Annotated in this window: 22 protein-coding genes; 16 read left to right on the forward strand and 6 right to left on the reverse strand. The window is 71.9% G+C overall.

The features are described from left to right. Positions 1–32 precede the first annotated feature (32 nt). The 11 genes from AB0411_RS03780 to AB0411_RS03830 all read left to right on the forward strand — a co-directional run bounded on the left by AB0411_RS03780 (position 33) and on the right by AB0411_RS03830 (position 11,318). The gene (locus tag AB0411_RS03780; RefSeq protein ID WP_366415550.1) at positions 33–1,613 is read left to right on the forward strand and encodes an aldehyde dehydrogenase family protein; all 1,581 of its coding nucleotides are present in this window, start codon (positions 33–35) and stop codon (positions 1,611–1,613) included. Beyond that, a complete protein-coding gene (locus AB0411_RS03785) occupies positions 1,610–2,743 on the forward strand; it encodes an acyl-CoA dehydrogenase family protein (RefSeq protein WP_366415551.1) in 1,134 nt (377 codons plus the stop codon). Before AB0411_RS03780 ends, AB0411_RS03785 begins: the two co-directional genes overlap by 4 nt. Positions 2,744–2,803: 60 nt before the next feature. Continuing rightward, entirely contained in the window at positions 2,804–4,192 is a 1,389-nt protein-coding gene (locus AB0411_RS03790) for an aspartate aminotransferase family protein (RefSeq protein WP_366415552.1), read from the forward strand. Next, on the forward strand, positions 4,174–4,647 hold the full coding sequence (locus AB0411_RS03795; RefSeq protein ID WP_366415553.1) for a type II toxin-antitoxin system RatA family toxin: 474 nt from the start codon (positions 4,174–4,176) through the stop codon (positions 4,645–4,647). Before AB0411_RS03790 ends, AB0411_RS03795 begins: the two co-directional genes overlap by 19 nt. Positions 4,648–4,650: 3 nt before the next feature. Then, positions 4,651–5,187, forward strand: a complete 537-nt coding sequence (locus AB0411_RS03800) for a hypothetical protein (protein ID WP_366415554.1) — start codon at positions 4,651–4,653, stop codon at positions 5,185–5,187. Next, entirely contained in the window at positions 5,184–6,200 is a 1,017-nt protein-coding gene (locus tag AB0411_RS03805; protein WP_366415555.1) for a DUF2156 domain-containing protein, read from the forward strand. Before AB0411_RS03800 ends, AB0411_RS03805 begins: the two co-directional genes overlap by 4 nt. Before the next feature lie 167 nt (positions 6,201–6,367). Then, the gene (locus AB0411_RS03810; protein ID WP_366415556.1) at positions 6,368–7,330 is read left to right on the forward strand and encodes a VlmB-like protein; all 963 of its coding nucleotides are present in this window, start codon (positions 6,368–6,370) and stop codon (positions 7,328–7,330) included. Further along, positions 7,327–8,448, forward strand: a complete 1,122-nt coding sequence (locus AB0411_RS03815) for a fatty acid desaturase family protein (protein WP_366415557.1) — start codon at positions 7,327–7,329, stop codon at positions 8,446–8,448. Before AB0411_RS03810 ends, AB0411_RS03815 begins: the two co-directional genes overlap by 4 nt. A gap of 42 nt (positions 8,449–8,490) precedes the next feature. Next, positions 8,491–9,009, forward strand: coding sequence for a flavin reductase family protein (locus tag AB0411_RS03820; RefSeq protein ID WP_366415558.1), 519 nt, complete (start codon positions 8,491–8,493; stop codon positions 9,007–9,009). A gap of 93 nt (positions 9,010–9,102) precedes the next feature. Further along, a complete protein-coding gene (locus AB0411_RS03825) occupies positions 9,103–9,663 on the forward strand; it encodes a hypothetical protein (RefSeq protein ID WP_366415559.1) in 561 nt (186 codons plus the stop codon). Between the two features lie 146 nt (positions 9,664–9,809). Further along, positions 9,810–11,318 (forward strand): ABC1 kinase family protein, encoded by a 1,509-nt coding sequence (locus AB0411_RS03830; protein ID WP_366415560.1) that lies wholly within the window; start codon positions 9,810–9,812, stop codon positions 11,316–11,318. A 148-nt stretch (positions 11,319–11,466) separates the two neighbouring features. Here the strand turns inward: AB0411_RS03830 and AB0411_RS03835 are convergent, their stop codons facing one another. The 3 genes from AB0411_RS03835 to AB0411_RS03845 all read right to left on the reverse strand — a co-directional run bounded on the left by AB0411_RS03835 (position 11,467) and on the right by AB0411_RS03845 (position 14,747). Next, complete coding sequence (locus tag AB0411_RS03835; RefSeq protein WP_366415562.1) at positions 11,467–12,237, reverse strand: thioesterase II family protein; 771 nt, start codon at positions 12,235–12,237, stop codon at positions 11,467–11,469. A gap of 142 nt (positions 12,238–12,379) precedes the next feature. After that, positions 12,380–13,645: an acyltransferase family protein gene (locus AB0411_RS03840; RefSeq protein ID WP_366415563.1), complete on the reverse strand. Its 1,266-nt coding sequence runs from the start codon at positions 13,643–13,645 to the stop codon at positions 12,380–12,382. A 112-nt stretch (positions 13,646–13,757) separates the two neighbouring features. Next, complete coding sequence (locus AB0411_RS03845) at positions 13,758–14,747, reverse strand: alpha/beta hydrolase (RefSeq protein WP_366415564.1); 990 nt, start codon at positions 14,745–14,747, stop codon at positions 13,758–13,760. A 668-nt stretch (positions 14,748–15,415) separates the two neighbouring features. On the opposite strand from AB0411_RS03845, the gene AB0411_RS03850 reads away from it, so the two are divergent. Continuing rightward, complete coding sequence (locus tag AB0411_RS03850; protein WP_366415565.1) at positions 15,416–16,078, forward strand: response regulator transcription factor; 663 nt, start codon at positions 15,416–15,418, stop codon at positions 16,076–16,078. A gap of 96 nt (positions 16,079–16,174) precedes the next feature. Then, positions 16,175–16,372 (forward strand): hypothetical protein, encoded by a 198-nt coding sequence (locus tag AB0411_RS03855; protein WP_366415566.1) that lies wholly within the window; start codon positions 16,175–16,177, stop codon positions 16,370–16,372. A gap of 88 nt (positions 16,373–16,460) precedes the next feature. Here AB0411_RS03855 and AB0411_RS03860 read toward each other — a convergent pair whose 3' ends face one another. Further along, positions 16,461–16,832, reverse strand: a complete 372-nt coding sequence (locus tag AB0411_RS03860; protein WP_366415567.1) for a toxin-antitoxin system YwqK family antitoxin — start codon at positions 16,830–16,832, stop codon at positions 16,461–16,463. Positions 16,833–17,162: 330 nt separating this feature from the next. Continuing rightward, positions 17,163–18,155 carry an ABC transporter substrate-binding protein gene (locus tag AB0411_RS03865; protein ID WP_366415568.1) on the reverse strand — a complete coding sequence of 331 codons (993 nt, stop codon included), beginning with the start codon at positions 18,153–18,155 and terminating at the stop codon, positions 17,163–17,165. Positions 18,156–18,294: 139 nt separating this feature from the next. Between AB0411_RS03865 and AB0411_RS03870 the strand changes: the two genes are divergently transcribed. From AB0411_RS03870 to AB0411_RS03880, 3 genes are read left to right on the forward strand one after another with little or no spacing between them, the layout of a single operon-like run. Continuing rightward, entirely contained in the window at positions 18,295–19,302 is a 1,008-nt protein-coding gene (locus AB0411_RS03870) for a FecCD family ABC transporter permease (protein WP_366415569.1), read from the forward strand. Continuing rightward, positions 19,302–20,399 carry a FecCD family ABC transporter permease gene (locus AB0411_RS03875; RefSeq protein ID WP_366415570.1) on the forward strand — a complete coding sequence of 366 codons (1,098 nt, stop codon included), beginning with the start codon at positions 19,302–19,304 and terminating at the stop codon, positions 20,397–20,399. Before AB0411_RS03870 ends, AB0411_RS03875 begins: the two co-directional genes overlap by 1 nt. A 33-nt stretch (positions 20,400–20,432) precedes the next feature. Beyond that, on the forward strand, positions 20,433–21,275 hold the full coding sequence (locus AB0411_RS03880; protein WP_366415571.1) for an ABC transporter ATP-binding protein: 843 nt from the start codon (positions 20,433–20,435) through the stop codon (positions 21,273–21,275). Between the two features lie 318 nt (positions 21,276–21,593). Here AB0411_RS03880 and AB0411_RS03885 read toward each other — a convergent pair whose 3' ends face one another. Continuing rightward, positions 21,594–22,958: a hypothetical protein gene (locus tag AB0411_RS03885; protein WP_366415572.1), complete on the reverse strand. Its 1,365-nt coding sequence runs from the start codon at positions 22,956–22,958 to the stop codon at positions 21,594–21,596. Positions 22,959–23,047: the final 89 nt, after the last annotated feature.

Here is a 23,047-nt window from a genome sequence, read left to right on the forward strand (position 1 = left end):
GCGAGTACCACTCGTTTGTCGGCGGAGTCGAGGTGCCTTCCGACGACGGCGTCTACTGCATGAGTGCGCGGGCCATGCTGAATGATGTCTTCGCGACACTGCGGGCGAAAAGAGCCCTGGAACGCGGCACCGGGGACCCGGGAAATCCGAATGTGCTCGCCCGCTGTTCCGTCGCCGATGGCGAGACCGCCGGGGCGGCGGTGAAAGCGGCGGCCGAGGCATTCCCGCAGTGGGCGGCCGCGCCCGCCGCGACGAGGATCTTCGCCCTCGGGCGGGCCGTGCGCCGCCGTCTGGAGGCGCACCGGTCGGAGATCATCGAGGTGCTGATCCAGGAGCAGCATCCGCGCGTCCTCGCGGAGTGGCAGTTCGCGGGGCTCCTCGGCGGATACTCCGAGGAGAACCTCCGGTTCTACGCCGGCCAACTGCACCAGGAGTACTCCCGCGGGCCCCGCAGGATGCTCGTCCGCCGCCAGCCCGACGGCGTGGTCTGCGCCAACCCCCCGCAGAACGCACCGCTGTCGAGCGTGCTGCTGGCGGCCACCGCGATGCTCGCCGGCAACACCCTGGTGGTCCGGGTCCCGCGCAGCGCGCCGCTGGGTGCGATGTACGTCCTGCGGGAAATCCTGGTGCCCGCGCTCGAAGAGGCCGGGGCGCCGCCCGGGACGCTGAACTTCTTCTGCGCAGCGCCCCAAGAGGTGCTGGAGTCCTGGCTGAACGACCCGGCGGTCGCCGACATCTTCTACATCGGCCCCTCCGACGTCGGGCTGCGCCTGGAGGCGAAGTGCATCGCCCGGGGCAAGAAACCGATCCTCGAACTCGCCGGCAACGACGGCGTCGCCATCTGGCGGGACGCGGACGTCGACCGCGCCGTACAGGCACTGACCGAGTGCTTCTTCGGCTCCGGCCAGATCTGCATGGTCCCCAACTACGCCGTGGTGCACCCCGATATCGCGGACGAGCTGCTGGGCCGGCTCGGCGAGGCCGTGGACGCGCTGCGGCCCGGCTACCCCGACGACCCCGAGACGCTGCTCTCCCCCGTGGTGCGCAGCGAGAAGTTCTTCGCCTTCCTCGCCCAGGCGACCGGCGCGGGCGCACGGCTCCTGCGGGGCGGGCACCGCATGGAGATCGACGGCACCGTCAGTGCCAACGGCCCCTTCCTGCAGCCGACCGTGCTGCGGGTGGACGGCCTGGCCGGCGCGCGCCTCGTCGATGCCGTGCGCGAGGAGACCTTCTTCCCGCTCCTGCCGGTGGTCGTGGCCGAACCCGGCGACGACGCCCTCGTACTGGACCGGATGGTGGCCTTCCTCAATGAGAACGCCTACGGGCTGCGGAACTCGGTGTGGGCGCGGGAGGACCGCGTCGTCGACCGGTTCGTCCGCGACGTCCGCAACGGCGGCCTGCTCAAGGTCAACGACTCCCACGTCGGCTTCCTCCCCACGCTGCCCACCCACGGCGGGACCGGCCTGACCGGCGGGGTGTACGGGGAGGCCAACTATCCGCCGCTGCGCACGTCCCGGCTGCAGGGCGTGAGCGTCGCCCACGACGTGCACCCGCGCGATGCCGTCTTCGGCTCCACCGCGGGCACCGACCACACCGACAGGAGCGCGTCATGAGGATGCTGGACGAAGCACGGTCCCACTGCGACCGCCTGCTGCCGGGGCTGTGCCCCGCGTTGTCGGACATCCCGCTGCAGGAACTGGAGCGTCCGGGCAGCCCCGGCATCGGACTGTTCCGGAAGTACGGCGGGGCCGGGCTGCTGATCCCGACCGCACACGGCGGGGCGGGCGCCGGCGCCCGGGACGCGGTGCGGACGATGACCGCCCTCTCGTCGTACTCCCCCTCGCTGGGCGCCGCGGTGGCGATGCACGGCTTCTCCGTCGCCACCCTGCGTGCGGTCCCCCAGAGCGTGAACCCCCTGGTGCCCGTGCTGCTCGGGGCAGTGGCCGGCGAACGGCTGCTGGTGGCCTCGGCGTTCGCGGAGGGCACGTCGGGGCAGGGCGTGCTGGCGCCGACGATGACGGCACGCCCGGCCGGGGACGGCCGCTACCGGCTGACCGGATCGAAGAAGCCGTGCAGCCTGTCCCGGTCCATGGACCTGATCACCGCGAGCGTGCGGTTGACGGCGGAGGACGGCGGGGCGCCCGAGACCGCCATCGTGCTGGTCCCCGCGGGGGCCGAGGGCATCAGCGTGCACCCCTTCTGGGACACCCTCGCCCTGGCCGGTGCGGAGAGCGACGAGGTGCGCTTCGACGAGGTCCCGTGCGGTCCGGAGGAGCTGCTGCGGCTGGGGGACGACCCCGCCGACTCCGAACGGCTCACCAGCACCGGACTGATCTGGTTCCAGCTGATCATCTCCAGCGTCTACGCGGGCCTGGCGGCCGCACTGGTCGAGGAGGTCTTCCGGCGGTCCCGCGGCAGCGCCTCGGACCGCGCCGCCCTCGGGTCCCGGCTGCGCTCGGCCCTGCTCCAGCTCGACGCCGTCGCGCTCCGGCTGGACGACGGTGAGGTCGGCACGGGCGCGCTCGCCGACGCGCTGACGGTGCGCTACGCCGTCCAGGACGCGGTCGCCGATCTGTCCGGCAGCTCCGCCGAACTCCTCGGCGGTATGGCCTTCATCCACTCCTCCGACATCGCCTACCGGCTGGCCGCGGGACGGGCCCTGGCCTTCCACCCGCCCTCGCGCACGAGCACGGCGGCCCCCATGGACGCCTACTTCGCCGGTGAACCGTTCGTCATGCCCTGAGCCCCGAGCCCTGGACCGCCGGCTCCGGCCGGCACCGTTCCGCCTCCTCCTGGAGCCCCTATGACCTCGCCCCCCGCCCGGAACCGCGGGCACACCACGCCCCCGGCCCCCGTCCCCGAACAACGCCCCGCACCGCCCGTCGACGCCGCGCACGACAGGTCCCCCGAGGAGACGAAGGCCGCGGTGACCGCCCGCTACCGCGCCCATCTCAGCCCCGCCCGCGCGACGCTCGGCGAACTCTTCGGAGGGCTGGTGGAGAGCAGCTCCTCGGGCGCCTGGGTGTACACCACGGACGGGCGCGCCCTGCTCAACTGCGGTGGCTACGGCGTGCTGTTGATGGGCGCCCGGCATCCGCGGGTGGTGCGGGCGGTCACGGAGCAGATCGCGACCCACCCCGTGGCCACCCGGATGCTGCTGGAGCCCCGCGCGGGCGCGGCCGCCGAGGCGCTCGCCGCCGTCACCCCGCCCGGCCTGGACCACGTCCACTTCGCCGGGTCCGGGGCGGAGGCCGTCGAGGCCGCGCTGAAGCTGGCGCGCTGTCACGGCAGGACCACGGTGGTGGCCGCACACGGCGGGTACCACGGGAAGACCATGGGCGCGCTGTCGGCCACCGGCAACCCGATGTACCGCGGGCCGTTCCTCCCGTTGCTGCCCGGGGTCCGGCATCTCCCCTACGGGGACGCCGCCGCGCTCGAACAGGAGCTGGCGCAGGGCCCGGCCGACACCGCGTGTGTGATCGTGGAGCCGGTGCAGGCGGAGGCCGGGGTGCTCCTCCCTCCGCCGGGCTACCTCTCGGAGGTCGCGGCCTCCTGCCGGGCGCACGGCGCGCTGCTGGTGCTCGACGAGGTGCAGACCGGGCTCGGCCGGCTCGGCAGCTGGTGGGGCGCGGACCGCGAGGGAGTCGTCCCCGACATCCTGCTGGTCGGCAAGGCGCTGTCCGGCGGCGTCATCCCCGTCTCCGCCATGGTGGCGGGCCGGGAGGTCTTCCAGCCGTTCGGCCGCGACCCCTTCGTGCACACCTCCACCTTCTCCGCGGCGCCGGTGGCGATGGCGGCGGCCGAGGCCGCCATCGCCTGCATCAGGGAAGAGGACCTGGTCTCCCGGGCGAAAGCGCTGGGCAGCCATCTGCTGCCCCGTATCCGGCAGATCGCGGCCGAGCGCCTGGGGGACCTGCTGGTGGAGGTGCGCGGCGCCGGCCTGCTGATCGGGGTCGAGCTGGCCGAACCCGGCCTGACCGCCGAACTCCTGCTGGAGCTGCTCTCCCGCGGAGTGCTCGCCAACCACTCGCTGAACTCGCACGCGGTGCTCAGGTTCACCCCGCCCGCCGTCCTCACCGACCGGGACGTGGACATCCTGCTCACCACCTTCGAACACGCCTGCACGGCACTCGCCGAGAGCCGTCGGAACGCCTGGAAAGAAGAGAACCGCCCATGCGCTGTGCCGAGTTGACCCTGCTCGTCGACGAGTCGCCCGCCGAGGTGCTCGATGCCCTGGCCGACCTGTCCGGCTTCGCCGCCCACGCCCCCGACGTACGGTCGGTGGCCGTCACCCCTGACCCGCGGCACCCGGGCGAGTCCGTGAGCCGCTGGGAGGTCCACTTCCGCAGCGGCACGCTCCGCTGGAGCGAGCGCGACCGCGTCGACCGGGAGAACCTGCGGATCGAGTTCGTCCAGGAGGACGGCGACTTCCAGCATTTCGAGGGCAGTTGGCGCCTACGGGAGATCCCCTCGGGGTGCGAGGTCCGCTTCACCGCCCGCTTCGATTTCGGGGTGGCCAGCCTCGCCCAGCTCCTCGACCCGGCCGCGGAGCGGGTGCTCAAGGACAACGTGGCGCGGGCGCTGGCGGGCTGGTTCACCGGGGCCCGGCCGGCCGACGCGGTGCCCGCGGCAGCGGGCCGGAGCTGAGGCATGGACACCCACAACCTGTGCCAGACGCCCACCACCTACCGGCTGCTGAGGCTGGAGTACCTCCTCGGGCTCGCCGTGGCGGGCGGGTTCTTCGTGGCCCATCTCGGCGCGGTCCGCTGGTGGGTGGCGGTGGTCCTCTTCGCGTACATCGACGTGATCGGCTACCTGCCGGGGGCCGTGGCCTTCCGGCGCAGCCGTGACGGGCGGATCCACCGGGCCTACTACGTGCTCTACAACCTGATGCACAGCCTCGCCTTCCAGGGGCTGGTCGTCGCGGGCTGGATCTGGGCCGCCGGCCCCGAGTGGGCGCTGCTCGTGATCCCCCTCCATCTGTGCGGGGACCGGGGTCTCTTCGGCAATTTCGTGAAGTCCTTCACCGTCTCGTTCGAGCCCGTCGCACATCCGGCGGTGGGCGCCGCGCTCCGGACCTTCGCGACCGTGCCCTGGTACGCCCTGGCACCGTCCGACGCGGCGCCGGGGAAGCCGCCGGGGCCGCGCCGGAGCACCGGGCGGCATCCGAGCGAGGCCGTGCGGTGACCGCCCCGGCCGCCCTCAGCGACGACGAGGCGGTGGACGTGCTGCGCCGCCACGGCCGGCACAGCAGCGCCTTCCTGACCATGAACACCGGCATCCGCCGGCTGTGCCCCGCGGGCCTGGACGGGTTCGCCGCCTACCGGGAGAGCGGCAGCCGGCATCTGTTCGAACTGTGCGGCCCGGTCTGCGCTTTCGGCGACCGCGAGCGCGTCCTCGCCGCGCTGCTGGAACGGGCGCGCGGCGAGCGCCGGCGGGTGGGCGCGGTCCAGCTCTCCCACGACGACGCCCTGCTCCACGCCGGCCACGGCTTCGTCGTCAACCAGCTCGGCGCGTCCTTCAGCATCGCGCTGGAGGGCTACAGCCTCCGGGGCCAGCGCATGGTCAAGGTGCGCAACATGGTGAACCGGGCGCGACGCGAGGACGTGACGGTCCGGGAGTGCCCGCCGGGCGAGGCCGACGATCCGGACCGGGCCGCCGCCCTCGACCGCGTGGACGCCGCCTGGCTCCGCGCCAAGGGCCGGCACGTCAAGGAGCTGGACTTCCTCATCGGGGAGCGGGGCGGCCCCGGCAGGCCCTACCGGCGGCTCTTCACCGCCGCCCACGAGGGGCGCACGGTGGGCTATGTCTCCTACTCGCCGGTCTTCGGGGAGCGCGCGGGCTGGCTGTACGACCTGACGCGCCGGTCGCCGCAGGCCCCTCCCGGAACCGTCGATCTCCTCTTCGCCACCGCTCTCCAGCAGTTCCAGGAGGAGGGCTGCGGCTGGCTGCACCTGGGCTTCACCCCGTTCGTCCAGTTCGGCGACCCCGTCGAGGGCCCCCGGCCGTCCAGCCCCTTCCTGCGGCGGGTGCTGGAGCTGCTCGCCCGCAGAGGGCAGGCGCTCTACCCCGCGGCGGCCCAGGAGTCCTTCAAGCTCAAGTGGCGACCGCAGCACATCGAGCCCGAGTACCTGGCGTTCCAGGACGGCGTGAGCGCCGCGGCCGTGTGGAACCTGCTGCGCCTGACGAGGACGGTCTGACGGGGGCGCCCCGCCCCTCGTCCCCGCTCTTCCGCCCGGCCGGCGACCGGACCCGCCCGTTGCTCCCGCCGCCCTCCCCCACGTGTTCCCCAGCCCGTCGGCCCATCGACTCCGCCGTCCCGTCGACCAGTCCGTCGACCACCGACACCACCGAAAGAGGAACCGAGATGTTGAGCGTGGCACCCGGCACCGTCCCTCGCGAAGCGGATCCCGACCGGGCTCCGGACCTGCTGGACGGAGCACTCACCACCGAGCTGACCCCCGAAGGCTGTGACATCGCCTACTGGCTGCGCGCGGTGCCCCAGGGCACCCTGCGCGGCGACCCCATGGGCCGCTCCCGCGACGTCGCCGTACCGGACCACATGCTCCTCGACGGCCCGCTGCGCGAGGCGGTCATGCAGGAGATGGCGTTCCGTTCGATGGCGGAGGAGAAGGCGGCCCGGGCCCTCAGCTACCTCGTCGCCCAGGCACCCGACCTCGCGGAGCTGGACTTCTTCACCACCCAGCTGATGGACGAGGCGCGGCACGCCTACGCCTTCCGCGGCCACCTGCACGAACTCGGCGTCCCGCAGGACGAGTTGGCCGACACGATGGAGAAGCTCGCCGGGGCCGACCGGGAAGCGGTCCTGGACCCGCTGGAGCGCTTCGGGCGGTCCGTCCTGGAGGACGACCACGACTACATCGGCGGGGTGGTCACCCTCACCGTGCTGGTCGAGGGGGTCCTCGCCCCCACCGCGGAACTGAGCGAACGCAAGTGGCGGCCGCTCGACGCCCCGGCCGCCGAGATCGAGCGGGCGGCGGGCATCGACGAGATCCGGCACCTCTCGGTGGGCTCCACCATCGTCCGGCGGCATCTGCGGCGCCGCCCCGGGGAACGGGCGCGCATCGGCGCACTGCTGGAGAGCGGGGAGCGGCTGTGGGCCGGGCTGCCGGTGCAGGAGATGACGCACCGGCGCGAGGAACTGTTCCAGCAGGGGCTGGAGCAACACCGCGCCCTCGTGGGCGACTACGAGGTGTGGCCCGGCCGCCGGCTCGTCGACACCACCGCGGAGGAGCGGATGCGTACCGCCCTGGAGTGGTCCCGCCGCACCCAGCAGACCCGGCTCGCCTACATGGGGCTGGGCGGATGAGCACGACGGCAGGGCGCGGTGTGCCGGCCCCGCCCCCGGCCGAGGGCGGCGCGGCACGCCGGATCAACGGGGTCGCCCAGGACGACGACGCGGCGCAGCACCAGGAGGCGGACCGGGACGAGGACTTCCGCGAGCTGTCCCGGCGGGTCCACGACGCGGGCCTGATGAAGCCCCGCCGGGCCCGCTATGCCGGCCGGATCGCGCTGATCTGGCTGTTGAACGGGCTCGGCTGGGCGGCCCTGGCCCGCTGTGACCGGGAGTGGTGGCAGGTCGTCCTGGTCGCGGGCTGGCTCGCCGTGTGGTCCGAGCAGCTGGCCTTCGTGGTGCACGACGCCGGGCACCGGCAGATCTCCCGCCACCGCCGGACCATCCAGGTGCTGGGCCTGGTGCACGCCAACCTCGCGCTGGGCGTCTGCTTCGGCTGGTGGGTGCAGCATCACAACCGGCACCACAACCACCCCAACCATCTGGAGCTGGACCCGGACATCCTGCGCCGGGTGGCGATCTTCGCTCCCGAACAGGCCGGGCAGCGCTCCGGCCTGGCGCACTTCCTCGCCCGCAATCAGCGCTACCTCTTCTTCCCCCTGCTGGGCCTGGAGGCGGTGGTCCTGCGGATCGCCGGCCTCATCGCGCTGCGCCGCCGGGCGATCCGCCGCCCGTGGCTGGAGGGCGGTCTGCTACTGGCACATGTGACGCTCTACCTGGGGGCCGTCCTCGTCCTGCTGCCGCTGCCGGCCGCGGCGCTCTTCCTCGCCGTGCACCAGGGGCTGCTGGGCTACCTCCTCGGCCTGGGCTTCGCCGTGAACCACAAGGGACTGCCCACCCGCACCGGCCGGGAGTGGAGCTGGCTGGAGCGGCAGGTGCTCACCGCCCGGACGCTGCCGACCGGCCTGCTCGGCGACTTCTTCCACGGCGGGCTGAACTACCAGATCGAGCACCACCTGTTCCCCGGCATGCCGCGCTCCGCACTGCGCCGGGCGTATCCCATCGTCAGGGACTTCTGCCGCGAGCGGGACATCGCCTACACCGAGACCGGCGTCTGGGAGTCCTACCGCCACCTGGCGGGTCATCTGGACTCGGCGAGCCGGATCCTGCGCGACAAGACCGCCACCGGTTGAGGGGCGCCCGCGCACCCCGCGCCGTCAAGGAGGAGGAAACCTGTGACAGCACCCCCTGACACCGCCCGGCAGCAGGCCCCGCCGGCCGACATCTACCGCGCGGCGATGGCCCATGTGCCGTCGTGCGTGTCCGTGGTGACGACGAACACCCCGGTGGGCCCCGTCGGGGTCACGGTCAGCGCCCTGCTCTCGCTGTCCCTCAGCCCGCCCGCGCTGGTGGTCTCCCTCACCTCGTCGGGCCAGACCCTGTCGTGGATCCGCCGCAGCGGTGCCTTCGGGGTCAGCGTGCTGGGCTGGGAACAGCGCCATCTCGTCGAGCGGTTCGCCACCGGCCCTCCGCAGCGGCGCTTCGACGGTGTCTCCCACGCCTTCCACCTGGGCCAACCACTGCTCGCCTCGGCTCCGGTGCGGATCGTCTGCACGCTGGAGGCGGCCCGGGAGGAGTGGGACCACACCCTGCTGACCGGCCGGGTCGTCTGGTGCGGCCACCGCCCCGAATCGGCCGGGCTGCTGCTGCACGGACGCGGCAGGCACCCCGTCCCGCACCACGCCGCCGGCTGAGCCCGGCGGCGCCACGAAAGCTGCCGCACCAGCGGCACCAGCGGGCCCCCGCTCGGGGTGCCCGTCCCCTCGAAGTCCAAGGAGACTGCGCTCATGGGCACCAGTGACACGTTCAAGGACTTCATCGGTGACATCGCCGATGACACGAAGAAGGCGTTCGACGAGCTCCTGGATCGTGATGACGACGACAAGGACACGGACCTCGGCCTGGCCAATCTGCCGCTGCAGGCACTCGCCGGTCTGCCGGCGGAGACGCTCCGCTCCCTGAGCACCCTCGCCGCGGTGCAGGGCCTCACCGGCAGGAGCGGCAAGAAGAACAGCGGCGGGGCCAACCCGCTCGCGGCACTGGCCCTCGCCGGCAACCCCCTCGCGGCCCTCGGCGCCGCCGGCAACCCGGCCGCCGCCCTGGGCCTGCTGGCCGGCGGCGGCCTGCCGAACCCCGTCGCGGGCCTCGGCCAGGCGGCGGGCGGCCTCAACCCGATGGCCGCGGCCGGCCAGGTCTCCCAGATGGTCGGCGGCGCGGCGGACATGGCCGGGGGCCTTGCCCAACTACCGCAGCAGATCGCCCAGTTGAGCGAGCTGATCAGCACGCTGACCGGGGTGCTGGAGGGCGTCCAGGGCCTGATCCCGAAAATGCCGAAGGCGCGGGCGTAGGACCCGGCTGACGGATGCGTCTCCCCCTGTCCGGCCGTCGCCGGCACGGCCGGACAGGGCCCCAGTGCGGACAGGACAAGGCCCGGACGCTACGGACAGGACCGGGCCGTACCGACAACACGGCGAGGAAGGCAGGTACCCGGCGAGTGTCGCGGAAGGTCGGTGATCGCGTACGCGTGGTGGCCAAGGTACTGGGGCAACTGGTGGCCGACGAGACCCGCCGGTCCGCGCGGCACGCCGGCGGGGCGGACCCCGAGCAGCGGCGGGCCCGGGCCGTCCGCGGCGCGCTGGAGAGCCTCGGCCCCTTCTACGTGAAGATCGGACAGATCCTCTCCACCCGGCCCGACATGGTCCCGCCCTCCATGATCGCCGAACTGCAGAACCTCCACGACGAGGTGGCGGTGCAGCCCTTCTGCGTCTTCGAGCCCGTATTGGAGCGCGACCTGGGGCCGGACTGGAAACTCCGCTTCGACGACATCGACACCGAACGCCCCCTGGGCGCCGCGTCCCTGGCACAGGTCCACCGGGTGACGCTGGCCGGCGGGCGGCCGGGCGTCATCAAACTGCAGCGGCCCGGCATCCGTGACGACGTCCTGACGGACATGGCGATGCTGCGCCGCGCCGCCCGGATGGTCACCCGCGGGGCGCCGCGCTTCAGCTCCGTCGTGGACGTGGAGTCCATGCTCGGCATCGTCTTCGACGCCATGGAACCCGAACTGGACTTCACCGGTGAGGCGGACAACATGGACCGCGCACGCGAGTCGATCCGCGGCTACCGCTCGCTGGCCGTCCCCAAGGTGATCGTCGCCAAGCCGCGCGTCCTGGTGCAGGCCATGGCGCCGGGCACGTCGGTACGCCGTATCGACCAGGCGGACTTCTCCGACCGCGAGCGCGCGGAGATGGGCCGCGAACTGCTCGCCTTCATGTACCGCGGGTACTTCATCGACCGGTTCTTCCACGCCGACCCGCACCCCGGCAACGTCTTCGCCGTCCCGGGCGGGCCCGCCACCCTCATCGACTGGGGCATGGTCGGCCGCATCGACCAGCGCACCAGCATGAGCCTCCTGCTGGTCCTGATGTGCGTCGCGCAGAACGACGGGCACGGCCTGGCCACCGCGTGGACCGAGATGGGACGCGCCACCCCCTGGTCGGACATCCCCGGTTTCCGCTCCGACATGGCCGCCCTGGTCCCCAAGATCGCCTCGGCCTCCCTGGACGACCTCGACTTCGGCGTGACACTGACCTCCGTCCTCCAGAAGGCGAGCCGGCGCGGCATCGCCTCCAGCCCGGCGGTGTCGATCCTCGGCAAGTCCTTCGCCAACCTGGAGGGTTCGGTCCGCTGCCTGGCACCGGAACTGGCACTGGCCAAGGTCTTCCAGAAGGAGGTGCCCGGCATCATGGTCCGGCTCCTCGGCGAAGCCGCCTCCTGGCAACAGGGCGCCCGGACCGCACTGGAGACCCTCCTGGGCTCCGCGTCCGCCGGCCAGCAACTCCGGGCCCTGGGCGACGACGTGTCCAACCGCCAGCTGTCCTTCCAGACGAGCCGTACCCACCGGGGCACCGCCCAGGGCGGCGAACGGCGCGGCCTGCCCCGCGGCCTGCTGGCCCTGGGAGCACTGGCCCTCTATCTGGATCACCGGCGGAGGGGGCGGTGAGGAGGGGGCGGCCGGCCGGCCGCCACGCACGGCGGAGGCGCGGAGGAGGAGGAGGAGGAGGAGCGAGCGCGCGCCGGCACCGGAGTGCGCCGGGCCGACGGGCTGGCCGGCCGGCTGGCGGGCTAGCGGGCGGGCGCCACACGGCGTCTCACCCCAGCGCGGCGACCCGCTCCCGGATATCGCCGACCAACTCCGCCTCGTGCGGGACGAGATAGAAGTGCCCCCCGGGAAACGCACGCGCTTCACAGCGGCCCGAGGTCAGCTCCGCCCACGCCCGGACGTCGTCGGGGGCCGGATCGGGGTCGTCCGTCCCGAAGTAGGCAACAACGGGAATGTCGACGGCAGGCGCCTTGGACTCCTCCGCATACGACTCGACCAGCCGGTAGTCCGCACGGATCGGCGGCAGGAACAGCTCGCGCATCTCGGGATCGTGCAGGAACTCCGTCCCCGGCCCGCCGAGCCCGCCGACCCTGGCGAGCAGCTCCTCATCGGTGAGGCCCTCGTCCCCGCTGCCGAGGCGCCGCAGACGATGCGGAGCGGCCCGCCCCGAGACGAGCAGCGCCGCCGGGCCCACGGCCCCCCGCCCGGTGAGCAGCGCCGCGACCTCATGCGCCACGGAGGCCCCCATGCTGTGGCCGAAGAAGACCGTGCGGGACGTCATGCGCGGTGCCAGTTCGTCGGCGATCCGGCCGGCGAGCTCCGCCATGCTCGTGAGGGCGGGTTCGGCCATCCGCGTCTCACGGCCCGGATAGCACACCGCACTCACCTCCCAGTCGGCCGGAAGGTGCTGCGGCCAGGAACGGAAGAAGCTCGCCGAGCCGCCGGCATGCGGAAAACAGATGAGCCGCAGCCGAGGCGCGGCCACCGGCCGGTAGGTACGCAGCCACTGCCCGGAGTGCGGGCCGGAAGAGAGAGCCATATCGGGAAGTTTAGGGCCCGGACCTGGGGAAGCGGGGGCAGTCGCGGACTGGAGGACTCGGGACGGGCCGAGTCGGGACGGGTCGGGCCGAGTCGGGTCGGGTCGGGTGGTCACGGATTTGGCTCACCCACGACTCGGCTCGTCAACGCCTCGGACCGCCACCTCGCTCCGTCCGCTCCGCCCGCGAGTCCCCCTCCACGTGCTGGAACGCCTTGCACAGCGCCACCAGCAGCAGGACGAACACGGGCAGCCACAGGAGCCGGGCGAAGACCCAACTCGGTCCGTCGGGCACGGTGTGGAGGCCGGCGTGCGGACCGGTGAGCGCGAGAGTGATCGCGGTGGCCGAGAGCATCGCGGTCTGGTGCCAGAGGAAGATCGTGATCACGGAGAGGTTCATCAGTGCCACGGCCGCCCAGGCGAACTGCCCTGGTGTGGCAACGCGTTGCCCGCCCGACAGATGACGCTGACCGGTCGCGGATCGCGGCTGTCCGACCAGGCGACGCAGCGGCCCGCACAGCAGGAGGGCCGCGCCGCACTGCGCCAGGCCGAAGGTGACGCCGGCGAGCGAGAGCGGGTTGAGGTTCGACATGGCCGCGCCCGGGACACCGACCATGCTGGCGGGATAACCGCCCCACACGATCAGCACGGCGGTCGCCAGGGCTCCGGTGACCAGCAGGGCGACCGCGTACCGGCGACGGGCGAAGCCGCCGGCGGCCCACACCGCGCCCAGGCAGTACGGCACCAGCCACCCCGCGAGGACGTTCACCTTGCGGACCGTCTCGACCCACGCCACACCGCCACCGGCGAAGTGCGCCACATCCAGCACGGCCACCACGGCACACGCCACGACCGCTATCCGCCCCGGCGCCCGCCGGACGAGGGGTGTGGCGGCCGTCAGCACGAGGAACACCAGCAGGAACCACAGCGGCGACACCACCAGGCTCAGCAGCGTGCTGATCGTCTCGTGCGCGACACCGGTGACGGCCAGGCCGAACACCACCAGCATCCACAGGAACAGCACCGTGCCCACCGGCCGCAGCAGCCGGCGCGTCCGCCGCACCAGCCAGGGACCGTATGCCGTGCGCGTGGGCCCCACGGGGGCACAGCCGCGTGCCGCGACCCGCCCCCCGACGAAGAAGAAGACCGCCAGCGGCTGCAGCACCCACGACACCGGCGCCAGAGCGGGCATATGGCGCAGCGGACTGTCCCCCATGAGGTGACCGTCGGCGCGCAGCGTCACGGCGGTCACCAACCAGTGGCCGAGCACGACGCCGAGGGCGGACAGGGCCCGCAGCACATCGATCGCCCGATCGCGGTCGGCCGGGGTCGCCGCGTCGATCCGGAGCACCAGCGCGTGCAGCCGGCCGAAACGCGGGGGCGGGCCGGCGGGCACGCTGCCGCCGGGCATCGGCGCCCTGCGGGGCGGGGCCGCGGGGCGGGGACGTCCGGTCGGACGGGTTCGTACCGCAGGACGGGGTCGTGCGGCGGGACCGGTGTGCACAGCGGGGCGGGGACGTACCTCAGCCACGGGAGACCTCCGACGTCCGCCCCGCGGCGATCAGCGCGAGGTTGTGCAACGGGAGGCTGCCGGGCGCGAGATAGTCACTGTGCCCGCCGCTACCGGCGTCGAAGCGCCTCGCCCCGAAGGACCGGGACACCGGGTCCGCGCCGAAACCGACCATCCCGCCGAAGGCGGGCACGCTGACGTGCGGGGCCCCGGCGATCCAGTCGTCCGCTCCCCGCCCCGCCCACACCGGTATGCCGTGACATGCGGCCGCGGATCCCACCCCCATCCCGGGGCTGCCGAAGACCGCCATGCCGGCGAGGGACGACGGCACCGCGCGGTCCGCGCCGCCAACGGCGCTGCCGCAGACCACGGAACCGTACGAATGGCACAGGAGCGTCACCCGCGCCGCCGGGTTCACGGACCGCAACTCGTCCAGCAGCCGCCGCAGCCGGCCACCGCCCTCGGTGGCGCGCGCCGTGCTCAGCACATCCCGGCTCATGGTGCGGGGCGCGCGGTAGCCGTACCAGGCCACCACGGCCGCGGGAACGCGAGAGACCCGGCGCATCTCGCCGTACAGCGCACGGGCACCACCGCCGAGCGAGGCCCGGCGCGACCCGAGGTAGTCGAAGGTGTCGACCGTCGTGTCCGACCCCGGCACCAGAACAGCGATCCGCCCCGCGGCAGCAAGGTCACCGAGCACCTCCACCGCCTGCCCGTCGCCCGCCGCCCCGAAGTCCAGGAAGTGCCGCCCCCGAGCGCCCAGTTGGCGCAGATGACGCTCGCGCTCCCCATCGCCCATCCGATGCGCAGCACGCTCGGCCGCGACGACGGCAGCCCGGTTCGCGGCGTACCGCGCCTCCAGCGTCCCCGCCGTGACCGCGGGAAGCCGCGGCGGCGAGGGCGTACCAGGGACAGCGGACCGCGCGGCGGCACTCACCGACACCACCATCGCTGCCGCAACGGCCGCCAGCAGCCCACGTCTCCCCCACCCATGAGCACGCATCGGCAACCGTTCCTCCCAGTGATTCCATCAACTGACTGGAAGGCTAGAAATTCACACCCGGGAAAGCGTCCCGCTCAAGCGCCAACTGCATCCGTAGCTCCGAGGTATGACCACGCCTCGCCTCTCAGTACCGAGAGCTACTGGTTCCCCTGGTTCTTTGAGTCCCTGGTTCCCTGGTTCCCTGGTTCCCTGCAGCGCCGGGACGACGAGCATTCCCCGCAGGACCGGGCCGACCGGCGCCAACCGACCGACCCCACACCCGCGCAACGGACGAGTGGACGGCCCCCGGCCCCTCGCCGCTCCACCTCACCAGGACAAACAGAAGACGCTCAACACCCCGCACCCAGCGGAGCGACCCGCACCAGCCAGAGTGCGCCGGCCGGCATCACACCACGCCACGCCACAACTGCCGACCCTGGAGTTCGAGTTATCCTACGGCGGACTGGCCTCCGCATACGCGTTTCCCACAGCCCGGCAACCGGTGCGCGACGGCCAGACGGGGAGGGACACGGCGTGCTGAGCATCAGGGAACGGGCTTCCACTGGGGGCAACCCCCTGAAGACCGGACCACGAAAACAAGACAACAGCCGTGCCCCCTGGCGCGGCGCCATGGCTTCTCCGCCCATGCCCACGCCCGAGACGGCGGATGCGGGGAAGGGCGAGGGCTCATGACGACCCACATCCGCGTACTGGTCGCCGACGACCAGACCCTGATCCGGGAGAGCTTCGGCATCCTCCTCAACGCACAGCCGGACATCGACGTGGTGGGCGAGGCCGTGAACGGCGAGGACGCGGTCCGCCAGGTCGGTGAACTCGCCCCGGACGTCGTCCTGATGGACATCCGGATGCCGGTCCTCGACGGCCTGGAGGCCACGCTGAGGATCACCGAACACAACCCGGACGTCAAGATCATCATCCTCACCACGTTCGACTCGGACGAATACGTCTACGAGGCCCTGCGCGTCGGCGCGAGCGGCTTCCTCCTCAAGGACACCTCGGCCCACCAACTCGCCGACGCGGTCCGCACCATCGCCCACGGCGGAGCCCTCCTCGCCCCCACGGTCACCAAGCGCCTCATCGAGGAGTTCTCCCGCCTGCACACCCCCCGCCGCCGCAACGAACGCATCGCCGACCTCAGCGAACGCGAAACCGAAGTCCTCCGCCTGATAGCCCAGGGCCTCTCCAACTCCGAACTCGCCACCCGCCTGGTCATCGCCGAACAGACAGTGAAAACCCACGTCAGCCGCATCCTGGTCAAACTGGGCCTGCGCGACCGCACCCAGGCAGCCGTCTTCGCCTACGAGGCGGGGTTGGTGGTGGCGGGGCAGTAACCCCGAACCCCGCATGTCCCAGCCTGGGCCGGGCCGTCGCAGTCCGACCTGGATGCCCCAAGGCCCCAGTCGGACGACCCAAAGCAGCAGACGTCGATGAATATTCCGTGTCATAAGAACGCCGCCCTGGTCAGCACTGTTCGCACCCGTCACGGCGGACAGCGCCGGGCCCATCTGCATCGCGTCGACACAGAATTCCATGCCTTCACCGCCGCCCGCGTCTCGACGAAGCAGCGGCAGGACGCGGTGCTGGAGGTGGAGGCGATCACAGCCGTCGCCTCCTCGCGTCCTTGATCAGGTGTGCGGCCGGCAACTCCGCGGGCCACGGCGTCGGGTCATGGCATCACCTGTCCGCTCACATCACGGGCACGGTGTGTCCCGTTCAGCTGTCGTCACGGCGCCACGAGGACAGCGGAGCTCCCTGCTCATCCCACGTGTCCTCGTCACGAAGAGAAGCGGTGGCGCCGTCGAAGAACTTTCGGGACTTCAAGACCCCGTTGGGGTGCCACTCCCTGAATTCACCCACAGCACGGCCGCCCCGCGCCCTCCCCTCGGAACGCAACGTCCCGGTCTGGTACCACTCGAGTGACGGTCCGTTCAGGACTCCGTCGGTGTACTCGTCCAGGCTGATCAGGCGTCCGCTTTGGTACTCGGCTGCTTCTCCGGTAAAGGGCTCGCCCCGATGGAGCAGACGCTGAGCATGGTCCATGTCGACGTCCGGATCATCAACGTCGATTCGCAGTACAGAAGTCATCAGGGGATCCAGTTCTCGTCACTCGGCGGGAAGCCGGTGGGCCTCCCGTGGCTGCTGGGCACCTTCGGGCCGGCCCGGCGCGCGGCGGGACGCCGGCGCCAAGCCCGCGGGTCGAGATCGTCGGCCACCTGGTCGGTGAGCCACCGACTCCAGTAGCTGACTGTCGTCATCCCGCGCCATTTGCCGTCCGTTGTCTCCGTCCCGGTCGGAACCCCCGGCCGAGCGGCTCGACCCGCCCGAGGGGGGAAGCGCAACGTCCACCTCGGAGCGGTGCGGCGACCACCCAGCGCCCACCGCGACACGGAGAAGCCGAACTCCGGCGATACACCGTCAGACATCCGTGAGTGTGGCGGTCAGGGAGTCGTAGACCTTTGCCATGCCATGGTGGCTGAGGGTGGGCTCCGGGTGCCATGTGCCGAGCCGGCCGGCGCGGACGGCGGGCAGGCTGCGCCACAGGCTGTTGCTTCGCAGGTCCGCCGGCTGGAGGCTGCTGGCGCGGACGTCGAGGAGGATCAGATCGGCCTGATAGCGGTCGGCTACTTCCCAGGAGAGCTTTTCCACGTAGATGGTGCTGCCGCCGGTGGGTTTGACGACATCGAGGCCGAGGCCTTCGAAGTCGGCGATCGAGGGGAAGCCCGGTTTGCTGATCCTGATGCCGTCGTGGTCGGCGGAGGCGAACAGGACCCGTAGTCCGGGTTTGGCGGTGATGGCCCGGCGGACCCTGTCGCGGGCGGCGGTGTACGCCGCTTTCCCCCGGCGCAGCTCGTGTGTGGTGAAGTCTGCTCCGAGAGCAGTGGCGAGGTCGGCGTAGCGTCGTACGGCGGTGTCGACCGTGGCCCCGTAGACCTCTATGGACACCACGGGGGCCAGCTTTCCGGTGAGCTCCAGGCTGCTCTGGTCAAGCTGGTGCGCGCCGTACTGGAGGGGGTCGACGACGAGGTCGGGGCGCAGCCTCCCCAGCCGCTCCACACTGATCTGGCCCCAGCTTCCGCCGACCGTGGCCACACGGCTCAGGTCCACCTCGCCGAGCAGGGTGACGTCCTTGCCGCCGCCCTGCTTCCGTAAGGAGCCGTAGACACCGACCGGGCGCATGCCGTAGTCCCACAGGGCCGCGGCTGCGGTGGCGTAGGCCACGATGCGCCGCGGGAGACTGCCCAGCCGGACCGTGCGCTCGGCGTCATCGGTGAAGCTCCAGGCGTTTCCGTCGCCGGAGGCGGCCGGTCTGCGGCCGGCCTCCGGGGGCGAGCAGCCCGCCGCGCCGAGCGCGAGGAGCCCCAGGGCACCGGTGGTCAGAAACCGTCGACGGCCGTTCAGGGGCAGCATGCGTTCTCCTCAGGTCCACGGGGGGGTGTTCGAGGCTTCGCGTGTCGACGCGACAGGTAGCTGAGGTTAGCCTCACCGTAGTTGCAAGAGCCACGTATGTCGCGGGCCGTGAACAGCGAGCAGGAACGGGGAAACCAGGGTGAGAGGCAACCGCGCCAAGCTGCTGTCCGGCTTGGGTGCCGTGCTGTTCGCCCTTCTCGTGGCGACGGCCGTCAGCACGGCTGTGGGCACGCGGGCCGTGCCGCTGGGCACGGTCGTGGACTCGCTGTTTCCTTTCGAACCGCACGACGTGGACCACTTGGCCATATGGGAGTTGCGGCTCCCACGCACGGCCCTCGGGGTGCTCGCGGGGGCGGCGCTCGGGTTGGCCGGTGCCGTCATGCAGGGGGTGGCCCGCAACCCGCTGGCCGACCCCGGCATTCTGGGTGTGAACGCCGGCGCCGCGCTCTTCATCGTCGTCGGCATCGACATCTTCGGGATCACCGCCCTGACCGGTTACGTGTGGTTCGGTCTTGTCGGCGCCGCACTGGCGGCCTGTCTTGTCCACGCGGTGAGTGCGCGGGGACAAGGTGGTGCCACGCCGGTCAGGCTCGCGCTCTCGGGGGCGGCGGTGAGTGCTGCCCTGACCTCTTTGCTCACCGTGATGCTGCTGGTCGACACGGACACCTTCGACCAGTTCAGGTTCTGGCGGGTGGGCTCGCTGGCCGGCCGGGACGGTGCGGTCGTCGGACAGGCGTTGCCCTTCGTGGCTGTCGGCGCGGTGCTGGCGCTGGCCTCGGGGCGGATGCTCAACGCCCTCGCGCTGGGTGAGGACACCGCGCGTTCCCTCGGCCAACACCTCGAACGGGGCCGCATGCTGGCGGCGCTGTCCGTGGTCCTGCTGTGCGGAGCCGCCACCGCGATGTGCGGTCCCATCGCCTTCGTCGGCCTGACCGTGCCGCATGTGGCACGCCTGCTCACCGGTCCGGACTACCGCTGGATACTGCCCTATTCGATGCTGCTGGCACCCTTGCTGCTGCTGACGGCGGACATCGTGGGCCGGTTGGCGGTACGCCCTGCCGAGCTCCAGGTCGGGCTGATGACTCCGGTCATCGGCGCCCCGGTGTTCGTTCTGTTGGTACGCAGGCACAAGCTCGCGGAGTGGTGATGAGCGGCGACACCGTGACCGGAGGGGCCGCAGCGGCAGCGGAGACGGAGGGCCGGGAAGCCGCACGTCGCACCGTGACCGCGGTGCGCCACCGCGTCGGACGGCGTACCTACACGGTGATCGCCGCCTTGGTGCTCGCCGTGCTCGGGACGTTGGCGGCCGCGCTGATGCTGGGCGAGTTCGGCGTGCCGCTGTCCGAGGTGCTGCGTTCACTCGTCGGGCCGTTGCTCGGTAGGGCCGCATGGGAGAGCGAGTTCTTCGTCCTTGACGTACGGCTGCCGCGGGTGCTGACGGCCGTGCTGAGCGGAGCGGCATTCGGCCTGTCCGGCGCGCTCTTCCAGAGCCTGATGCGCAACCCGCTGGCCAGTCCGGACGTCATCGGCATCACCTCGGGTGCGAGCGTCACGGCCGTTGTCTGCGTGCTGTTCCTCGGGCTGGGCGGGATGGCGGTCTCGTTCGGGGCGTTGGCGGGGGCACTGATCACAGCCGCCCTCATCTACCTGCTCGCGTGGCGGAGAGGGGTGAGCGGCCATCGCCTCGTCCTCGTCGGTATCGCGGTCGCCGCGGTACTGTCCAGCCTGATCTCGTACCTGATGACCGCCACACAGGTCAGTGATGCCCAGCGGAGCCTTGCGTGGCTGACGGGGAGCCTGGACGGTCACGGCTGGCCGCATGCCGGCTCGCTCGCGGTGTGCCTGGTCCTGCTGTTGCCTGCGACGGCATTGTCTGCCCGCGCACTACGGGTGCTGGAGTTCGGCGACGACACCGCGGCCGGGCTCGGGGTCCGGGTGGAGCACCGCCGGCTGGTGCTGCTGGCGCTGGCGGTGGCACTGGCCGCGGTGGCCACCGCGGCAGCCGGCCCGGTGCCGTTCGTGGCCCTGGTCAGTGCGCCCCTCGCGCGTGTGCCGCTGCGCGGGCGCGGGCCCGCCCTGACGGCGGCGGCACTGGTGGGCGCGGTCCTGATGCCCGCGTCCGACTTCATCGGCCAACATCTGTTCGACGCCACGGAACTTCCGGTGGGAGTGGTGACAGGTGTCGCCGGGGCCCCGTATCTGCTTCTCATGATGGCCACCGACCGGGCGGGACGCGACACATGACCACCCTGTGGAAGAGGCGGAGGGCAGGAACGGATGAGTGAACGGCACGCGCTGCACGCCGAGGAGATCCGGCTGGGCTACGACGGGCGGGAGGTCGTCAGCGGGCTGTCGTTAGAGGTCCCCACGGGCGAGGTCACCATGATCGTGGGCCCGAACGGCTGCGGTAAGTCCACCGTGCTGCGCGCCTTGGCTCGGCTGCTGCGTCCCGCCTCGGGTGCGGTGTGCCTGGACGGCCGGGACATCCACTCGGTGCCGCCCCGGCAGGTCGCCGGCATCCTCGGCATCCTTCCGCAGGCCCCGGTCGCCCCAGCCGGGATCCGGGTCGGCGAACTGGTGGCCCAGGGCCGTTACCCGCATCACGGGTGGCTGCGGCGATGGGGGACCGAGGATGACGACGCGGTGGCCCAGGCGCTGCTCGCCACCGACACCCTGGAGCTCGCCGAACGCCCGGTGGGCGAGCTCTCCGGCGGGCAGCGACAGCGCGTATGGATCGCGATGGCGCTCGCCCAGCGCACCGGCCTGCTGCTGCTGGACGAGCCGACGACCTTTCTCGACGTACCGCACCAGATCGAGGTGCTGGATCTGCTGACCGACCTCAATCGCGAGAGGGGCACCACCGTCGTCGCAGTACTGCACGATCTCCATCTCGCCTGCCGCTACGCCGACCACCTCGTGGTCATGAAAAGCGGCACGATCGTCGCCGAGGGTGCACCGTCGCAGATCATCACCGAAGAACTGATGCACACGGTTTTCGGCATGGGCTGCCGGGTCGTCCCCGACCCGGTTTCGGGAACCCCGCTGATCGTCCCCATCGGCCGCCACTACTGCGCGGCTGCCGGCTCCGAGCCGGAAGCCGGGGCGACCCGTCCCCTGTGACGTCGGTTCTCCGGCGTGGAAGGGGTGTGTGCGCGGCCCGTACCCGTCGCAGCGTGCGGCCGGCGGCCTTGCGGAAGCTGACGGCGCTTGCGCCCTCGGCAGCGACGAGGGCGCAAGCGCACGGAGGCGATCCGCACGCCCGGCGCGAGAGAGAGCTGCAGAGCGAAGCTCCTCTGCCGGATGCCCCGGCGCGCACCCACACGCTTGGATCCGTCGGGAAAGGGTCACCGGTACACCAGCGCGGCGCAGTTGGCGTGCCCGGCCCGTCGATGCCCATGGTTCTCGACGGACCGGCGCCCCCGGAACGGCGGCCACGGATCAGCTTTGCACGCTGTCCAATACGTGATCGGTGCGCTGGACGATCCGACGGGCCTCCGCGGCGTCGTGCTGCTGGAACTGCCGACGCAGACCGGCCAAGCGGGCCCGGCCGCGCGCCGAGGCCACCTGTCCGGCGAGATCCAGGGCCGCCCCGGCGGCCTGGGCCGCGCCGTCGACCTCACCCAGCGACAACCGGGCCTCGGCCAGCGAGGTGTGGTGCAGCATGCGGTTGCGTGGCTGGCTGTCGTCGAACAGCTCCAGGCCACGGGCCAGATCGAGGGCGGCGCGCCCCGTCCTGCCGATCTCCAGCCGGGCGCGACCGGCATCACCCACCAGCACGGCGGGGGTGACCCAGTACGCCCATGGCTCCCGCCCTTTGGGCTCCGTCATCCACTGCGTCTCGTCGATGGCCTCGCTGATGCCGGCGGTCTCCTCCAGCGCCCGCCGGCACCCCTCCGGATCCCCGAGAGCGGCGTGGGCCCTGGCCTGGCGGCTTGCCAGCAAGGCCTGTCCAGGACTCGGGGGTTGGTCGGCCGTGCCCTTGCGGGCGATCTGGATCAGCCGCAGCGCCTCGTCGCCCCGGCCGTGCCACGTGGCCAAGTAGCTCAGGCAGGAAATGATGTGCGCACCCAGCGCGCGGTCGCCCGCGGAGCGAGCGGAGTGCAGGGCCTGGAGCAGGTAGAGCCTGCCGTGGGCTTCGTCACCGAGGTCGGCGGCCACCCAGCCGGCGAGCTGGCAGAGTTCGGCCACGAGTCCGTGCAGTCGTACACCGGTCTCCTGGTCGTAGGAACCGGTGTCGATGAGCGTCCTGGCCCACCGCAGGTCCTGGACTGCCCAGTCCAGCAGCAGTCTGCCGCCGCGGTCGTCGTCGAGCCGGCGGAACTGGGCGATACGTTCGCTGATCATGCCCAGCGCCCTCGCGTCGACCTCCTCGCCGCGTAGCCGTGCGGCGGGCGGAGAGTCGGTGTTGAGCAGCCAGTCCACGGCCGTGGTGATCAGGGTCTGGTCGCCCGTTGCGGTGATCGGCGGAGCCGGGTGCCGCCGGACTGCCGGGACGGTGTATGCGGGGTGGCAGGGTGCCGGTGGTGTGCCCGGCAGTCGGTCCTGGCCGGGCTCCGGTGCCGTGGGCGGGAATTTGCCGGGCCACAGCGAGTGGACCGGCACCGGCTCCCCCAGACGTTCGGCGAGTATCTCGGAGACGACGCGGGGCAGACCATGACGCGGACACGACCCCTTGAGCCAGTTGTACGGCGCCTTGGCACTGATGGTGCCCTCCCCGCAGACCCTGTTGATCTCCCGGGCCAGGCGGTCCGGGGACCAGGAAAGCCGGTCCAGGCACATGGCTAATACCGAGGTGTGATTCATCCGCTTACGTCCCCCGTCTCGATCTGAAATGGTTCGGCCTTAAAGCAATGCCGCCTTGTCGAGTCAGCAGATACCCCAAGTGCATATGA

The organism is Streptomyces angustmyceticus (assembly GCF_040701845.1).
GTDB classification, from domain to species: domain Bacteria; phylum Actinomycetota; class Actinomycetes; order Streptomycetales; family Streptomycetaceae; genus Streptomyces; species Streptomyces angustmyceticus_A.

Excerpts from the sequence above, each read along its gene's own strand:
- AB0411_RS03785 (WP_366415551.1), top strand. The coding sequence starts at position 1,610 with ATGAGGATGCTGGACGAAGCACGGTCCCACTGCGACCGCCTGCTGCCG.
- AB0411_RS03790 (WP_366415552.1), top strand. The coding sequence starts at position 2,804 with ATGACCTCGCCCCCCGCCCGGAACCGCGGGCACACCACGCCCCCGGCC.
- AB0411_RS03795 (WP_366415553.1), top strand. The coding sequence starts at position 4,174 with ATGCGCTGTGCCGAGTTGACCCTGCTCGTCGACGAGTCGCCCGCCGAG.
- AB0411_RS03800 (WP_366415554.1), top strand. The coding sequence starts at position 4,651 with ATGGACACCCACAACCTGTGCCAGACGCCCACCACCTACCGGCTGCTG.
- AB0411_RS03810 (WP_366415556.1), top strand. The coding sequence starts at position 6,368 with ATGTTGAGCGTGGCACCCGGCACCGTCCCTCGCGAAGCGGATCCCGAC.
- AB0411_RS03815 (WP_366415557.1), top strand. The coding sequence starts at position 7,327 with ATGAGCACGACGGCAGGGCGCGGTGTGCCGGCCCCGCCCCCGGCCGAG.
- AB0411_RS03825 (WP_366415559.1), top strand. The coding sequence starts at position 9,103 with ATGGGCACCAGTGACACGTTCAAGGACTTCATCGGTGACATCGCCGAT.
- AB0411_RS03835 (WP_366415562.1), bottom strand. The coding sequence starts at position 12,237 with ATGGCTCTCTCTTCCGGCCCGCACTCCGGGCAGTGGCTGCGTACCTAC.
- AB0411_RS03840 (WP_366415563.1), bottom strand. The coding sequence starts at position 13,645 with ATGCCCGGCGGCAGCGTGCCCGCCGGCCCGCCCCCGCGTTTCGGCCGG.
- AB0411_RS03845 (WP_366415564.1), bottom strand. The coding sequence starts at position 14,747 with ATGCGTGCTCATGGGTGGGGGAGACGTGGGCTGCTGGCGGCCGTTGCG.
- AB0411_RS03850 (WP_366415565.1), top strand. The coding sequence starts at position 15,416 with ATGACGACCCACATCCGCGTACTGGTCGCCGACGACCAGACCCTGATC.
- AB0411_RS03855 (WP_366415566.1), top strand. The coding sequence starts at position 16,175 with ATGAATATTCCGTGTCATAAGAACGCCGCCCTGGTCAGCACTGTTCGC.
- AB0411_RS03860 (WP_366415567.1), bottom strand. The coding sequence starts at position 16,832 with ATGACTTCTGTACTGCGAATCGACGTTGATGATCCGGACGTCGACATG.
- AB0411_RS03865 (WP_366415568.1), bottom strand. The coding sequence starts at position 18,155 with ATGCTGCCCCTGAACGGCCGTCGACGGTTTCTGACCACCGGTGCCCTG.
- AB0411_RS03875 (WP_366415570.1), top strand. The coding sequence starts at position 19,302 with ATGAGCGGCGACACCGTGACCGGAGGGGCCGCAGCGGCAGCGGAGACG.
- AB0411_RS03880 (WP_366415571.1), top strand. The coding sequence starts at position 20,433 with ATGAGTGAACGGCACGCGCTGCACGCCGAGGAGATCCGGCTGGGCTAC.
- AB0411_RS03885 (WP_366415572.1), bottom strand. The coding sequence starts at position 22,958 with ATGAATCACACCTCGGTATTAGCCATGTGCCTGGACCGGCTTTCCTGG.